The organism is Ruegeria sp. BG10 (assembly GCF_056538575.1).
In genome coordinates this window covers 255,911-271,237 of the sequence record NZ_JBQFTI010000005.1, presented here as the reverse complement: position 1 = coordinate 271,237, position 15,327 = coordinate 255,911, and the positions used below count along the sequence as shown (strand labels likewise).

18 protein-coding genes are annotated in these 15,327 nt (G+C 59.9%); 7 read left to right on the top strand and 11 right to left on the bottom strand.

The features are described from left to right. From ACR0D8_RS18535 to ACR0D8_RS18525, 3 genes are all read right to left on the bottom strand, one after another. Window positions 1–91: GTP-binding protein (locus tag ACR0D8_RS18535; protein WP_215675807.1), on the bottom strand; the 91-nt coding region annotated here is incomplete at its 3' end. Between the two features lie 113 nt (window positions 92–204). Then, window positions 205–798: a hypothetical protein gene (locus ACR0D8_RS18530; protein WP_480648721.1), complete on the bottom strand. Its 594-nt coding sequence runs from the start codon at window positions 796–798 to the stop codon at window positions 205–207. A gap of 96 nt (window positions 799–894) precedes the next feature. After that, window positions 895–3,243: a DNA topoisomerase IV subunit A gene (locus ACR0D8_RS18525; protein WP_480648719.1), complete on the bottom strand. Its 2,349-nt coding sequence runs from the start codon at window positions 3,241–3,243 to the stop codon at window positions 895–897. A gap of 199 nt (window positions 3,244–3,442) precedes the next feature. Here ACR0D8_RS18525 and ACR0D8_RS18520 point away from each other — a divergent pair, with 199 nt between their 5' ends. The 6 genes from ACR0D8_RS18520 to ACR0D8_RS18495 all read left to right on the top strand — a co-directional run bounded on the left by ACR0D8_RS18520 (window position 3,443) and on the right by ACR0D8_RS18495 (window position 7,682). Continuing rightward, entirely contained in the window at window positions 3,443–4,054 is a 612-nt protein-coding gene (locus tag ACR0D8_RS18520) for an SH3 domain-containing protein (RefSeq protein ID WP_480648717.1), read from the top strand. Between the two features lie 70 nt (window positions 4,055–4,124). Further along, window positions 4,125–4,952 (top strand): SDR family NAD(P)-dependent oxidoreductase, encoded by an 828-nt coding sequence (locus tag ACR0D8_RS18515; RefSeq protein ID WP_480648715.1) that lies wholly within the window; start codon window positions 4,125–4,127, stop codon window positions 4,950–4,952. An 80-nt stretch (window positions 4,953–5,032) separates the two neighbouring features. Further along, window positions 5,033–5,236, top strand: coding sequence for a twin transmembrane helix small protein (locus ACR0D8_RS18510; RefSeq protein ID WP_475162910.1), 204 nt, complete (start codon window positions 5,033–5,035; stop codon window positions 5,234–5,236). Then, window positions 5,237–5,809: a cob(I)yrinic acid a,c-diamide adenosyltransferase gene (locus ACR0D8_RS18505; RefSeq protein WP_480648713.1), complete on the top strand. Its 573-nt coding sequence runs from the start codon at window positions 5,237–5,239 to the stop codon at window positions 5,807–5,809. It abuts the gene before it with no gap. Window positions 5,810–5,994: 185 nt separating this feature from the next. Then, window positions 5,995–6,753, top strand: coding sequence for an electron transfer flavoprotein subunit beta/FixA family protein (locus tag ACR0D8_RS18500; protein WP_480648712.1), 759 nt, complete (start codon window positions 5,995–5,997; stop codon window positions 6,751–6,753). Further along, window positions 6,753–7,682 carry an electron transfer flavoprotein subunit alpha/FixB family protein gene (locus ACR0D8_RS18495; RefSeq protein WP_480648710.1) on the top strand — a complete coding sequence of 310 codons (930 nt, stop codon included), beginning with the start codon at window positions 6,753–6,755 and terminating at the stop codon, window positions 7,680–7,682. The genes ACR0D8_RS18500 and ACR0D8_RS18495 overlap by 1 nt, the downstream gene beginning before the upstream one ends. Before the next feature lie 59 nt (window positions 7,683–7,741). Here ACR0D8_RS18495 and ACR0D8_RS18490 read toward each other — a convergent pair whose 3' ends face one another. Beyond that, a complete protein-coding gene (locus ACR0D8_RS18490) occupies window positions 7,742–8,563 on the bottom strand; it encodes a DUF6473 family protein (protein WP_480648709.1) in 822 nt (273 codons plus the stop codon). 162 nt (window positions 8,564–8,725) lie between these two features. On the opposite strand from ACR0D8_RS18490, the gene ACR0D8_RS18485 reads away from it, so the two are divergent. Continuing rightward, a complete protein-coding gene (locus ACR0D8_RS18485) occupies window positions 8,726–9,601 on the top strand; it encodes a 3-hydroxybutyryl-CoA dehydrogenase (protein WP_475162922.1) in 876 nt (291 codons plus the stop codon). Between the two features lie 78 nt (window positions 9,602–9,679). Here ACR0D8_RS18485 and ACR0D8_RS18480 read toward each other — a convergent pair whose 3' ends face one another. The 7 genes from ACR0D8_RS18480 to ACR0D8_RS18450 are packed head-to-tail and all read right to left on the bottom strand — an operon-like array spanning window position 9,680 to window position 15,102. Next, the gene (locus ACR0D8_RS18480) at window positions 9,680–10,579 is read right to left on the bottom strand and encodes a lysophospholipid acyltransferase family protein (protein ID WP_475162925.1); all 900 of its coding nucleotides are present in this window, start codon (window positions 10,577–10,579) and stop codon (window positions 9,680–9,682) included. 38 nt (window positions 10,580–10,617) lie between these two features. Further along, a complete protein-coding gene (locus tag ACR0D8_RS18475; protein ID WP_170485943.1) occupies window positions 10,618–10,887 on the bottom strand; it encodes an HPr family phosphocarrier protein in 270 nt (89 codons plus the stop codon). A 2-nt stretch (window positions 10,888–10,889) separates the two neighbouring features. Further along, on the bottom strand, window positions 10,890–11,297 hold the full coding sequence (locus tag ACR0D8_RS18470; protein WP_475162928.1) for a PTS sugar transporter subunit IIA: 408 nt from the start codon (window positions 11,295–11,297) through the stop codon (window positions 10,890–10,892). Continuing rightward, complete coding sequence (rapZ, locus tag ACR0D8_RS18465; RefSeq protein ID WP_480648706.1) at window positions 11,294–12,175, bottom strand: RNase adapter RapZ; 882 nt, start codon at window positions 12,173–12,175, stop codon at window positions 11,294–11,296. The genes ACR0D8_RS18470 and rapZ overlap by 4 nt, the downstream gene beginning before the upstream one ends. Next, window positions 12,172–12,642 carry an HPr kinase/phosphorylase gene (locus ACR0D8_RS18460; RefSeq protein ID WP_480648704.1) on the bottom strand — a complete coding sequence of 157 codons (471 nt, stop codon included), beginning with the start codon at window positions 12,640–12,642 and terminating at the stop codon, window positions 12,172–12,174. Before ACR0D8_RS18460 ends, rapZ begins: the two co-directional genes overlap by 4 nt. Window positions 12,643–12,646: 4 nt before the next feature. Then, window positions 12,647–14,365: an ATP-binding protein gene (locus ACR0D8_RS18455; RefSeq protein ID WP_480648702.1), complete on the bottom strand. Its 1,719-nt coding sequence runs from the start codon at window positions 14,363–14,365 to the stop codon at window positions 12,647–12,649. 32 nt (window positions 14,366–14,397) lie between these two features. Then, entirely contained in the window at window positions 14,398–15,102 is a 705-nt protein-coding gene (locus tag ACR0D8_RS18450) for a response regulator transcription factor (protein WP_475162941.1), read from the bottom strand. Between the last annotated feature and the right edge of the window lie 225 nt (window positions 15,103–15,327).

The following is a 15,327-nucleotide window of genomic DNA, read 5'->3' as shown; positions in this document are numbered from 1 at the left end:
CTGCGGTCAGCGTGGTCTTGCCGTGGTCAACGTGGCCAATCGTGCCGATGTTGACGTGCGGTTTTGTACGCTCAAACTTTTCCTTTGCCATTCCTCAGGCGCCCTTTTGCGATTTGGGGGACCCTTGGTCCCGTGGTTACATCTGCGCGCGCGAGATATTTGGTTCAAAGGGGAAAATCAAGCACATCCTGCGGGAAAAGCAGGTTACGACGCCGGATTTTGTGTAACTTCGCCGGAATCGAGCGGTTGGATCAGGTCGGGTCGCCTGTCGAACCAGCCGTTCTCTTCATGTTCCTCGGCCAGCCATTCTTCGACGCGGTCCGCCACCTTCAGCGCCAGACCGTTCATTTGTTCTTCCCTTGTCCGGGCATTACCGGATCCGGCAAAAGCACTTTCTCCGGTCGTGTCTTCAAGCACCTGGAACTGCTTGGCTTTTGCCAAAAACTCTTTGTTGCGAACGTCATAGACATTCACCAGCACAATCGCCGTGCTTTTGGGGTTGTAGATCACCGGAACGCCCGGAGGGGCAAGCATGTAGCCTTCCAGGCTAATACCGATGTCATATTCCTGCGCGCCTGTGTATCGGCCCAGACGAATATCCACCGCATTCTGAATGGCCTCTTCCCATTCTTTGGGCGTCGCATCCCGTGAAACCGGCCCCTGCTTGGCTTTCTCAGCAAACGCATAATTGACGCGCAGTTTAAATTCACCCAGCGATTCAGGTTCTTCATAAACCTGCGTCTGGGTGCACGCGCCCATCAGGGCCAATCCGGTGATCAGGGTCAGAATGCGCAACATGTCTCGTCTCGATAGGCCTGTTTTCTTTGATCTAGCGCACCGATACGGCCTGTGCCAAGCCATATCGGCAGAATTCCACCCGCAAGTGTTGCGCGATCACGAGAATTTATAGTCGCGCGGGAAGCCATAAGGCGGCTTTTTCCCGACACTGGCGCGCTTGGCCAGCCATTGGGACATATCGGCCTCGTGCCGGGTCTTGTCGCCACCCATGGACCATTTCAGGCCGTCATCCCAGTTGAAGGTGGTGACATCCGACAACCCGCCGTCCAACTCCAGAGTGCCCTGGCGCCCGCGGGCCATATTGTATTTCTGCAGGCGCACGCCTTTGCCCCGCGTCATCTCAGGCAGTTCCTCAGTCGGGAACACAAGAAACTTACCGTTCTGGGACACCACTGCCACGTGATCGCCATCCACCGGTTTGCAGATCACCGCCGCTTCGTCCCCTTTGACGTTCAGCACCTGTTTGCCATTGCGGGTCTGGGCCAGCACGTCATCCTCGGGCACCATGAACCCGTTGCCAGCGTCCGAGGCCACCAACAGCTTGCGCCTCGGCTTGTGGATCAGGATATCGACGATCTGCGCTTCGTTCGGCAGGTCGACCATCAGGCGCAGCGGTTCGCCCATGCCGCGCCCGCCGGGCAGGTTGGCGGCGCTGACCGTGTAGAACCGCCCGTTCGAGGCAAAAACAAGCAGCCGGTCGGTGGTTTCCGCGTGGAAAATGAAACGCGGGCCGTCGCCATCCTTGAATTTCAGCTCGCGGTTCAGGTCGATATGGCCCGTCATCGCCCGAATCCAGCCCATCTGAGAGCAGACCACGGTGATCGGCTCGCGGTCGATCATTGCCTCCAGCGGCACTTCTTCGACATTGCCAGCCTCGGCAAATTGCGTCCGGCGCGCACCGCCTTCGTAGTCTTTGCCGAAGGTCTTTTTGGTTTCCTTCAACTGCTCGGCGATTTTGGCCCATTGCAGGGCCGGGTCAGCCAGAAGGTCTTCGAGATTGGCACGCTCCAGCATCAATTCGTCGCGCTCGCGCACCAGCTCCATCTCTTCCAGACGGCGCAGGCTGCGCAGGCGCATGTTCAGGATCGCGTCGACCTGAACCTCGGACAGTTCGCCCTCACCCGGCTTGGGCGAAACATAGTCGGCCTCGCTGGTGGCGCGGACATGGTCGATACCCCAATCCTCGCGCATCAGGGCGGCTTTGGGGTCATCGTCATAACGGATGATGTCGATCACACGGTCGAGGTTCAGGAAGGCAACGATAAAACCCTCCAGAACCTCAAGGCGATGATCGATCTTCGCCATACGGTGACGCGAGCGGCGCAGCAAAACCTCTTGCCTGTGATCGAGGAACGCGCGCAACACTTCCTTCATCGAACAGACTTTGGGCGTCACCCCGTCGATCAGCACGTTCATGTTCAGGCTGAACCGCACCTCAAGGTCCGAGTTGCGGTAGAGCATGCCCATCAGCACCTCGGGGTCCACATTCTTGGAACGCGGTTCGAGGATCAAGCGGATGTCATCAGCCGATTCATCGCGCACATCTGCAAGGATCGGGATTTTCTTGGTCTGGATCAGTTCCGCGATCTTTTCGATCAGCTTGGATTTCTGAACCTGATACGGGATCTCCGTGACTACGATCTGCCACTGGCCGCGACCCAGATCTTCGACCTCAAACTTACAGCGCAGACGGAAGGAGCCGCGCCCGGTGCGATAGGCCTGCGCGATGTTCTCGGGTGGCTCGACGATTACGCCGCCGGTCGGGAAGTCCGGACCGGGGACATAATTCAGCAGTGTATCGTCGCGCGCATCGGGCGTTTTGATCAGATGCAGACAGGCATCACACAGCTCGGCAATATTATGCGGCGGAATGTTCGTCGCCATGCCGACCGCGATGCCGCTGGACCCGTTGGCCAGCAGGTTCGGGAACTGCGCGGGCAGCACGACCGGCTCGGTCAGCGTACCGTCATAGTTGTCGCGGAAATCGACGGCGTCCTCGTTCAGGCCCTCAAGCAGCGCTTCGGCCACGATGGTCATCCGCGCCTCGGTGTAGCGCGAGGCCGCCGGGTTGTCGCCGTCGATATTGCCGAAGTTCCCCTGCCCATCGACCAGCGGGTAACGGACATTGAAGTCCTGCGCCAGACGCGCCATCGCGTCGTAGATCGCGGCATCACCGTGCGGGTGATAGTTACCCATCACGTCGCCCGAAATCTTGGCCGACTTGCGGAATCCACCGGTCGCGCTGAGTCGCAGTTCCCGCATGGCGTACAGGATTCGCCGGTGCACCGGCTTCAGCCCGTCGCGCGCATCGGGCAAAGCCCGGTGCATGATGGTGGACAGTGCATAGGTCAGGTAGCGTTCGCCAATCGCGCGGCGCAGCGGTTCGGCCACCTCGCCCCCATTGCCAGGGGCCTCCATGTTGGGGTCGTCGATCGTATCGTTCATACATGATGTGATACGCCGCAAGCGCGCCGTGGTAAAGCAATCAGCGCGTATTTTGCTGGGGACAAGTAGCGCTTTTTGCAACAGGGGGAGACAACCCCCCGATTTCCCCCGGTTTTCGACTCGGGGTGCGAAATATGGTAGGCTGACTGCATTAACTACTGCCTATTTCTTGTTTCTTGCGATTACCGGGGGATGCGCCATGACGCGCCTTATTGTTATTACCTTCGCCGCACTCGGCTGGTGCTTTTACGTAATAAGCGGAGGACCGGATTTCGAACCGCGCGGCCTGCGCGCCGATCAACCTGAACGTGTCGCCTCAGCCCCTAAACCGTCAACCGTCGCGCCTGCTCAGGTCAGTGAGCTTGTCACCAGCGTCGCCGCACGTGCACCGACCGTGCGCGCCCAACCGGATCTGGCAGTGGAAGAGGTTGTCGTGTTCGTCACAGAGGATGCGAGCCTCGGGTCTTTCTCGGGTCTGACGGTTTTCGAAGATCAGGACGCCAACATCACGCTCGCCTCGCTGGAAGACGGGTTGGCCGGGTTGCGTCAGATCACCGAGGATACGCCGCAGGAAGCCGTGGAATCGCCGGCACTTCCCGAACCTGAAAAGGACATCCGCGAAATCTCGGGCACACGGGTGAATATGCGCGACGGACCAGGCACGATCTATCCCATCATCGGCAAGGCGAACATCGGCCAGAAGGTCGAAGTGCTGAGCGAATCCGGAACCGGCTGGTTGCGCCTGCGCGTGTTGCCCCAGCAACAGGTCGGATGGATTTCGTCGTCACTGGTCCGAAAAATCGCGAACTGACGCGAAGGTGTCATTGTCCTGGGCTGACCCGCGCCGTAGCTTTGGCGCAAGTTTCAGCTTTGGGTAGATCATGCAGAAAACCATTCTTATCACCGGCTGCTCATCCGGCATCGGCCTGGATGCCGCCCATGGCATGCGCGCCCGCGGCTGGCGCGTTTTTGCGTCCTGCCGCCAACAGCGTGATTGCGATCGCCTGCGGGCGCAGGGGTTTGAAAGCCCGCAGATCGACTATACGGATGCCGACAGTATCTCTGCCGGGCTGACCGAAGTGCTTGAAGCCACAGGCGGCACGCTGGATGCGTTGTTCAACAATGGCGCGCACGGCCTGCCCGGCGCGGTCGAGGATCTGCCGACCGAGGGTCTGCGCCAGATTTTCGAAGCAAACTTCTTTGGCTGGCACGAACTGACGCGGCAGGTGATTCCGGTCATGCGGGCGCAGGGGCACGGGCGAATCGTTCAGAATTCGTCGGTCCTGGGCTTCGTCGCCTTTCCCTGGCGGGGCGCGTATGTGGCGACCAAGTACGCGGTCGAGGGTTTGACGGACACTTTGCGTCTGGAATTGAAAGATACAGGCATCAAGGTCGTCTTGATCGAACCCGGCCCGATCACCTCGAAAATCCGCGAGAATTCGATCCCGTTTTTCGAACGGTTCATCAATTGGCAGAACTCGGCCCTGCGGGCGAAATATGAAGCGACGCTGCTGAAAAGACTTTATGAATCCTCCGGTCCCGACCGGTTCGAACTGCCTGCATCAGCGGTGACCGACAAGCTGGCCCATGCGGTCGAATCGAAACGGCCGCGCGCGCGCTATTACGTCACAACCCCCACCTATATCGCCGGCTACCTGCGCCGTATCCTGCCGACCCGCACCATCGACCGCATCCTGTCGGACGTCTGAGGCGAAATTACCCGTTCGCTTTTCAGGCCCGTGGGGCTAGATGATACGTCAACGAAACAATAAACCCGGACGGTGTACCCATGGACCTTTTGATGGTCGTGTTGTTGTTGGCCATGGCGGCGGTTGTCGTCGTGCTGGCAATCGGCATCTCCAATTTCGGTAAAAGCGGCAAAAGCGCCGCGATGAAAAGCAACCGGATGATGCAGCTGCGCATCCTGTTTCAGTTCATTGCCGTCGTGCTGATCGTGCTCTACGTCTATTTGCGCGGACAGGGAGTGCAATAGATGGTCGTTCTCAACAAGATTTACACGCGCACCGGCGATGACGGGAAAACCGCACTGGGAAATGGCGAACGTGTTGCCAAATATTCGGGGCGCGTCACCGCTTATGGCACTGTTGACGAACTGAATGCCTTTGTCGGCGTCGCCCGGACCGAGGCCGAAGGCGAAGTCGAAGCGGCCCTGTCGCGCATCCAGAACGACCTGTTCGATCTGGGTGCCGATTTCTGCCGCCCGGACATGGAAAAGGACGCCGAGGCCGACTTTCCGCCGCTGCGCATCGTTCCGGCCCAGATCGACCGGCTGGAAGCCGAGATTGACACCATGAACGAAACCCTTGAACCGCTGCGCAGCTTTATCCTGCCGGGCGGCTCACGTCTGGCGGCCCATCTTCATGTCTGCCGCACGGTGTCCCGTCGGGCGGAACGGCTAGCCGTCGAGCTGACCAATATGGAACCGGTGAACGAGGTCGCCGTGAAATACCTCAACCGCCTTAGCGACTGGTTTTTTGTCGCCGCCCGCTGCGCCAATGAAAACGGCACCGCGGATGTGTTGTGGGTTCCGGGCGCAAACCGCTAAGGCGCTGACCTTCTGGCAATATTATTTCGCGCCGTTGCGTCAAAAATTGCGAAACGCGACGTCTCAAGATCATGACGTGACGATTTTGCCCTGTTGCCGCGCGAATTGAGACGCTATTCAGTCGTCCGAGAGCATTGGTGGAGTCGCGACGCGGCTTACCGTTTTTTGTGAGGAGCAAGCGCAAAATGAAGGTACTCGTGCCTGTCAAACGCGTGATTGACTATAATGTGAAGGTCCGCGTGAAAGCGGACGGTAGCGGTGTCGATCTCGCCAATGTCAAAATGTCGATGAACCCGTTCGACGAAATCGCCGTCGAAGAAGCGATCCGCCTGAAAGAGGCCGGCAAGGCGGACGAAGTCGTCGCCGTTTCGATCGGTGTGAAGCAGGCGCAGGAAACCCTGCGCACCGCGTTGGCCATGGGTGCAGACCGCGCCATTCTGGTTGTGGCCGCAGATGACGTGCACACCGATATCGAACCGCTGGCAGTTGCCAAGATTCTGGCCAAAGTGGTCGAGGAAGAGCAGCCGGGCATCGTTCTGGCGGGCAAGCAGGCGATCGACAACGACATGAACGCCACCGGCCAGATGCTCTCGGCCCTGCTGGGCTGGAGCCAGGGCACATTCGCGTCCGAAGTGGACATCGAAGGCGACAGCGCCAAGATCACCCGCGAGGTGGATGGCGGCCTGCAGACCATCAGCGTCAAGATGCCGACCATCGTGACCGTTGACCTGCGCCTGAACGAACCGCGCTATGCGTCGCTGCCCAACATCATGAAGGCGAAGAAAAAGCCGCTGGATGAGAAGACCGCCGCCGATTACGGCGTCGACGTCACCCCGCGTCTGGAAGTCGTCAAGACCGAAGAGCCGCCGGCGCGTGCCGCAGGCATCATCGTGGGCTCGGTGGACGAGCTGGTCGGGAAACTCAAAGAAGCGGGGGCTGTGTAATGGCTGTTCTTCTTCTCGCCGAAGTCAACAATGGTGAGCTGTCGCTGGACGCAACCGCCAAGGCTGTCAACGCTGCGAAAGCTCTGGGTGACGTGACCGTTCTGGCCGCAGGTGGGTCCGCCGCCGCTGCTGGTGAGGCCGCTGCCAAGATCGACGGTGTGTCCAAGGTTCTGGTTGCCGAAGATGCGTCGCTGGGCCACCGCCTGGCGGAATCGACCGCCGCGCTGATCGTGGGTCTGGCCGATGGGTACGAGCACATCGTTGCCCCCGCCACCACCGACGCCAAGAACGTGATGCCGCGCGTTGCAGCGCTGCTTGACGTGATGGTGATCTCGGATGCTTCCGGCGTGGTCGACGGTTCGACTTTCGAGCGTCCGATCTATGCGGGCAACGCGATCCAGACCGTGAAATCGAACGATGCCAAGAAGGTCGTCACCCTGCGGACCGCGAGTTTTGACGCGGCGGGCGAAGGTGGCTCGGCCCCGGTCGAGACCATCTCGGTCGGTGACAACCCGGGTCTGTCTTCGTGGGTCGAGGACAAGGTTGCCGAAAGCGACCGTCCGGAACTGACCTCGGCTGGTGTTGTTGTCTCGGGCGGCCGTGGTGTTGGCTCGGAAGAGGACTTCAAACTGATCGAAACCCTGGCCGACAAGCTGGGTGCCGCTGTTGGCGCATCGCGCGCCGCCGTCGACTCGGGCTACGCCCCGAACGATTGGCAGGTCGGGCAGACCGGTAAGGTTGTAGCCCCCGATCTGTACGTTGCAGTTGGTATCTCGGGCGCAATCCAGCACCTTGCTGGTATGAAAGACTCGAAGGTCATCGTTGCGATCAACAAAGACGAAGAAGCGCCGATCTTCCAGGTTGCCGATTTCGGTCTGGTCGCTGACCTGTTCCAGGCCGTGCCGGAACTGACCGAGAAGCTCGGCTGATTCTCGGCGAAGGATTTTCGTTGAAACTTCTGAAAGGCCCGCCTGTAGGCGGGCCTTTTTCAATTCAGGCTCCGGATCGGCGCGATCAGAGCGTTTGCGATGGATTTATGCCCCGCAGGCCCGATCATGTGCTCCGCCTTGGGCTGCTGCAGGGTCCCGAACAACATATCCTCAAGCTCGTCAGAATGTCCGGCCACGGGGACCGAAACCTCGGTGCAGTCCGTGCACAGCGAACGTACAGCACCAAGCATCTGCGCCGTGACCGGCACAGGCACCTGTTCGCAGAGACACCCGTTTGCCCCGTCGCGCAGAACGCGCAGTGACAGCAGGATGACCGGAGTATTCAGCCTGTTGAGCAGGTCGCTGATCTGCCTGACCCAGTTTCGGCGCAATTCCTCGGCTACGACTTCGAACCGAGCGTCCGGATGGGCCTGCAGAAGGGTCATCAGGTGGCACACGAAATGGACATCGGTAAAATCGACCTCGGGATACAGGTCCAACAGGGCCTGCGTCGGGGCCAGCACCCGGTCATTGCGCCGGGGATGAACGCGGTAGAAGCGATTTGACTGACCCAGCACTCCGGGGGATTGGAGAATGCACAGCCCGGCTCCGTTTAGCAGGTCGAACAAACCGCGATCTGAACACAGCGCGTCCAGACCGCAGAACAGACTGCCCAGATTCAGGCAGCGCCTGTCCAGACGTTCCTCCAGAATTGCGGCAAAAGGCCGGTCGACAAACCGCCCATATGTTTCATCGCCACCGACACATGCCATATACGGCGTGTGCCGGGAACGCTGTGGCCCGCGAAACCACAGGCGCGATCCTTCGTATTGACAAACGGCATCCCCGGGTCCCCCCGAGCCTGTTTGATGATAGCTCATAACACTCACCCAATTTTCACCCGGTTGCCATGTTGCGGCCGCAGGTCTTGAGAAAGTCCTAATGTGCGCATTTGAAGCAAATTCGACCGGGCGGAGCCCCTTGCCGCCCATACCGATCTGCCGATACTGTCGCCATATCCCGTGACACAGAGGCACCTGAATATGGATGTAAAATCAGTCGGAGTGATCGGCGCAGGCCAGATGGGCAACGGTATCGCCCACGTCCTTGCCCTGGCAGAGTATGACGTTCTGCTGAACGATGTAAATCAGGATGCCCTGAATGCCGCCCTGGCGACGATTGAAAGCAACATGGCCCGTCAGGCGTCCCGCGGAAAGATCTCAGATGACGAGATGCAGGCGGCGCTGAAACGGATCACAACCACACTGGAACTGCCGCAACTGGGCCAGACTGATCTGGTGATCGAGGCTGCGACGGAACGCGAGACAATCAAACAGGCAATATTCGAAGACCTGCAGCCGCATTTGCTGCCGCATACGATATTGACCTCCAATACATCGTCAATATCGATCACCAGACTGGCCAGCCGCACGGATCGGCCGGAGCGTTTCATGGGGTTCCACTTCATGAACCCGGTTCCCGTGATGCAACTGGTTGAGCTGATCCGGGGCATTGCGACCGACGAAGACACCTTTAGCGCCTGCAAGTCCGTTGTGGATCGTCTGGGCAAAACCGCCGCCAGCGCCGAGGATTTCCCGGCCTTTATCGTCAACCGTATCCTGATGCCGATGATCAACGAGGCGGTTTACACGCTCTATGAAGGGGTCGGCAGCGTGAAATCCATCGATCAGTCGATGAAACTGGGCGCGAACCATCCGATGGGGCCGCTGGAACTGGCCGACTTTATCGGGTTGGACACGTGCCTTGCCATCATGAACGTGCTGCATGACGGGCTGGCGGATACCAAGTACCGCCCTTGCCCCTTGCTGACCAAATATGTCGAGGCCGGGTGGCTGGGCCGCAAGACCGAGCGTGGATTCTATGACTATCGCGGTGAGGTTCCGGTTCCGACGCGGTAAAGAATGGGGGCCAGCCCCCTCGCCCGGATTTCATCCGGGCTCACCCCCGAGGTATTTTAGGCCAGATGAAGATGCGGATCAGGGTTTGAGCGACTGGCCCAGCGCCATCGTGTGATTTCTGAGCCAGGCCATGAAGCCGCGCGGGTCGCGTTCCAGCAATTGCATATCCTCGTCGGAAACGGGGTCGCCGATCACTGGTGACTGCGGTTTATTGCAGGAGCGTACGATTTCATGCAGCAGCAGACCCTGCCGCAAGATCGGCGAGAGCTTGTTGGCGATCTGATAGGCGCGCGAATTCCTTCCGGGGAAGAAAATCGGCACCACCTGCGCGCCGGACCGGCGGATCATCTTGGCCGTGAAGACGTTCCATTCACGCTCCTGCGCCGGGCCGAACCAGTCATCCGAAGACATCACCACCCCTGACGGAAACAGGGCAACCACACCGCCGTCTTTCAGGTGCTCCATCGCCTTGCCGCGCATTTCCAGCATTTTGGTCTGCGCTTCGGGGTCATGCGGAAACGGGACCGGGATCATGAAAGAGGTCGCCGCTTCGTCCAGTCCGGTTAGGACCGAGCGGGTCAGGATGCGGTAGTCATTGCGCACCCGGCCGATCAATTCGGCCAAGATCATGCCGTCAACCATGCCGTGGGGGTGGTTGGCCACGACAACCACCGGGCCTTTTTTGGGGATGCGCGCGATCTGTTCTGCGGGCGTGGTCAGGTCGATGCCCATAACTTGCAAGGCGCCGCCCCAGAACCGCTGGCCCCGATAGTATTCGTTCTTCTTCTCGAACTTGTTGACCATGCGCAGAATGGTCAGCTTGCCGGTGCACCATTCGATGGCGCGGATGGCTGTCGCAGTCCAGGCATCGTCGAAGGAATTAGCGTAGGTCAGGGTTCTACGATCGTAGATTTCACCCTGATCCGTGGTCCCATCCACCACCGGGCCTGTCTTGGTCTCGTGCGTTGTTTCCGCCAATTCCTGGTCTTCCCGTTCTTCGTATGCGACCGGAGCGATCAGAACCCTTCGCCAAACTTGTCGTTCACCAGGGTTTCCAAAGCATCCGCCAACGCCTCAGCATCCGGTCCGGACGTCTCGACGTCAATAGTCGTTCCGCGCGAGGCTGCCAACATCAAAAGGCCCATGATGCTGTCTCCGGATGCAGAAAGCCCGTCCTTCGACACCTCTGCCTGGGCATCAAACCCTTCGACCACTTCGACCAGCTTTGCCGAGGCGCGCGCGTGCAAGCCTTTTTCATTGATGATTTTCAAGCTTCGGGTGGTCATTCTTAATCAATCCGGTCTTCGTCCAATGTCACATTTTGCGCATTGATGTATTTGCGTCCAGCCTCCATCGCCTGCCGCACGGCATCGCCTACGGGCAGGTGGCGACTTTTAGCCAATTTAATCAACATGGGCAGATTCGCACCGTAAAGGATGCGCCGGTCCTGGGGTGCGCAGGCGCGCAGGCTCAGATTCGAGGGGCTGCCACCGAACAGGTCGGTCACGACGACAACGCCGTCTCCGACATCGACATTGTCGGCGGCCGCACAGATTTCGGCCTGCTTCGCCTCGCGATCATGGTCCGCCTCGATCGAGATCGCGGCCAGGCCAGGTTGCTTTCCGACCACATGCTGCATGGCGCCCAGATACTCCTGAGCCAGCCCGCCATGTGCTACGAGTACGATCCCGATCAATCCGGCCTCACATTCAACGATCGTCGTTCCATTTCGCGGTGCCTAATTGCCACTTGCTGCCCCTCCTCTGCAAGGGCCTTTGCGACCGCCTCGGCCATGGCTACCGATCTGTGTTGCCCGCCCGTACAGCCAAAAGCGACGGACAGGTGGGCCTTGCCTTCGGCACGAAAGGCCGGCAGCAACTGTTTCAGCAGATCAACCACCCGGTCAAAAAACGGCGCATAGTTCATATCGGACTGAACATAGTGCGCCACATCAGGGTTTCGACCATCTTCTGCCCGCAACTCTGGGCGCCAGTAGGGATTGGCCAGAAACCGGCAGTCGAACACCATATCCAGCCCCCGTGGCAGGCCGCGTTTATACGAGAAGGATTCGATCGAAACCGCCAGATGCCGCCCATCCTTGGGGGCGAACCAGCGTTCGACCTCTTCGCGCAGTTGGTGGACGTTCAGGGGCGTGGTGTCGATCAGCGTATCAGCAATCTCGCGGATCGGGGCCAGCAACTCTTTTTCCTGCCGGACGCCGGTTTCGGGGCTGGCATCAGTGGCGACGGGGTGTCGGCGACGCGTTTCCGAGAACCGGCGCAGCAGCACTTCGTCGCTGCAATCCAGATACAGGGTCGTCAGGTCGACCTGCGCCATGCGCCGTAGCCTGACCGCCAGTTCGATGAAGCCGATGGTCGAGAAATCCCGGTTGCGCGTGTCGATCCCAAGGGCCATGGGCCGATCGGTCTCGGGCCCGTCCAGCAGACGCATCAACAGGCCCATGGGCAGGTTGTCGATGGCTTCGAACCCCAGATCCTCCAGAACACGGATTGCCGTCGAACGCCCCGCCCCCGAGGGGCCGGTCACCAGTACGATGCGCCGTTGTGTAGTCATGTGACGGGCCATTCCGGGTTCTCGCGCCCCATTTTCAGTAATTGCATCAGCGCTGCAGGCAAATTGGGGACATCAGCCGCCCGAAGCAAGGGAACAGTTTGCCTCAGGACCGCAACCGTGACCGGTTCCGGCAGGCGCGCATGTTCGGACTGGTCCAGATCTGCGACATAGGTAACGGGTACAGGACCTGCAGGCTCCGCCCGCAATAGCCCGATGCCCCGCGCCTCGATCATGCCCCGGATACTTGGCGGTGTATCGGCTACGACCACACCGTCGCCCATGTGCAAATTCACGCGGTCATCGGCCACCAACTTAGCGCCAAGCGCCATCATTTGCAGGGCCAGCGCCGATTTGCCCGCGCCAGAGGCTCCGACGATCAGAACCGCCTGCCCCCCAACGGCGACGCAGGTGGCGTGGATGACTGCGGTGTCCTGACCCTGAATGTCCGAGAGTGTCTGCCCCCTCATGCGCTTACACAGGTAAGCCCACTACAAAACGCGCGCCCAGGGGGTCCGATGTTATGTCGGCCTCGGTCGGGCGGATATTCTCGGCCCAGATCACGCCGCCATGGGCTTCGACGATTTGCTTGGATATCGCCAGACCAAGGCCCGAATTGTTGCCGAAATGCTCGGCCGGGCGCTGTGAATAGAACCGCTTGAACACTTTGGTCAGCGCCTGTTCGGGAATGCCCGGGCCGGTGTCCTCGACCACGACAAGAACGCGGTTTTCGCGCCGCCGCACCCAGACACGGATGGCGTCGCTTTCCTCGCAAAAGGAAATCGCATTGGTGATCAGGTTGACGAAAACCTGCGCCAGTCGCGCTTCAAGCCCGTTCACAACAATCGGCTTGGAGGGCAGGTCGATGATGTAATCTATGCCTTTGGCGCGGGCTTCCTCGCCAAGATACTGGCCGATATTGTCGATCAGCTTCAGCAGATCGAAGGGCTGCTCTTCTTCCTTGACCAGCTCCGCATCCAGCCGCGAGGCGTTCGAGATATCGCTGACCAGACGGTCCAGCCGCCGCACGTCATGTTCGATCACACCCAACAACTTGTCGCGCTGATCGTCGCGCTTGACCATGCGCAGGGTACCGACGGCGGATTGCAGGCTGGCCAGCGGGTTCTTGATCTCGTGCGCGACATCGGCAGCAAACTGTTCGTTCGCGTCGATACGGTTATAGAGCGCCGTTACCATACCCCGCAGCGCGCGGCTGAGGCGTCCGATCTCATCCGGGCGAGCAGTAAGGTCGGGGATGCGAATGCGGCCCGGATTGACGCCGGTGCCGCGATCCCTGCCCATTTCCGCCGCCGCGGCCAGATCGGCCAATGGGTTGGCGATTGTCGAGGCCAGAACAAGGCTCAGGCCGATGGACACAAGCAGGGCGACAACGAACATTTGCAGGATGCGCTCCTGCTCGCGACGGGCCAACGCATCAATCTCACCGGCCGGGCCGGCCATTGCCACTGCACCAACCGGCACCCCGGCCTGCTGCACCGGCGCTGCGGCCACGATGACGGTCTGACCCGTTTCATCCTTGACCGCCTGAACCTGCATCTGGCCCTGCAGGGCCTGTGGAATGATTTCCTGAACACGCTGCGCCAGCGTCGGTGCCTCGTCCGGGTCCGCGCGTGTGAATACCCTGGACAATCCGGTCCAGACGGCATTCAGGGCGTCGCTGATCAGCGTGCTGCCTGTCTGCACTTCTGCATCAGATCTGAGCAGCACTGGCAGCTGCCCCGAACTGGACGCGCCACGCGTCCAGCCGATCAGCGTCCCGTCTGCGTCATAGACGAACACTTCACCCCCGTCCGGAAGGCTGAGGCCCGCCAGCGTCTGTTTGACGTCAAGCGCGGCGGCATCCTGCGAGGGTGCCGACGCGTTCTGGCGCAGCTGGGCCTCGAACACGTTGCTGACCAGCTGTGCATCCCCGATCAGGTTCCGCGCCGTCTGCTGAACCTGTTCCTCACGGGAATCGTCCAGATACAGCAGCCCCGTAACAAGGATCACAAGCGCTATCAGGTTCAGGGTGATGATTTTGCGCGCAAGGGGCGAGCCGCGCATGGAAAACAGGTTGCGCCGGGGGCGCGCGGCCCGAAGCTCGGCCGACTCGGGGTCCTGCGGGATGACCCAATCATCCCCCAGAACGACATCACCGTCCCGCAATTCGCTGGCTTGTTCCGTATCGCGCACGAGACCCGTTTACCCCTTTTGAGCGGCCACGCTTATTCTTCGTTATACCTGTATCCGATTCCGTACAGGGTTTCGATGGCCGAAAATTCGGGGTCTGCTGCGCGCATTTTCTTGCGCAGGCGCTTGATGTGGCTGTCGATGGTGCGGTCGTCCACATAGACCTGATCGTCATAGGCGACGTCCATCAACTGATCCCGGCTTTTGACAAAGCCCGGACGCTGCGCCAGAGCCTGCAGCAAAAGAAATTCGGTAACGGTCAGTGAGACATCGGTGCCTTTCCAGCTGACCGCGTGGCGCAGCGGATCCATCCGCAGCTCGCCCCGTTCCATCACCTTGGTGTCGCCCGACGCCGCGTTGGTCACGTCGCCCGCGGTCGCCTCCTGCCGACGCAGCAGCGCCCGGATGCGTTCCACCAGCAACCGTTGCGAGAACGGCTTTTTGACATAATCATCCGCGCCCATCCGCAGGCCCAGAACCTCGTCGATCTCATCGTCCTTCGAGGTCAGGAAGATCACCGGCATCTGGGTTTTCTGCCGCAATCGCTGCAGCAAATCCATGCCGTCCATGCGGGGCATCTTGATATCCAGCACGGCCATATCCGGCAATTTTTTGTTGAATGCATCCAGGGCGGCCTGCCCATCATTGTAAGTTTCGACCTCGAAACCTTCGGCTTCGAGAGTCATGGACACGGACGTCAGAATGTTTCTGTCGTCGTCCACCAGTGCAATCTTTGACATCGGGGTTACCCCTATTCCTGCTCACTCATGCAATATTTCGCTTATTTGTAGGGCATTTTTGTCGTTTTTATGGCCGCGAATCAATCCGTATCTGCGAATCGTGCGATTGTTGTCACACTGATGCGGCAAAAAAGCCGTTAATTCGGGCGGATAAGAGCCTTGTTTTCCGGCAGGAAATCGGTGGTGGCGCTAAACTTGAACTTGGTTGCGCTAACTGCGCCAAAC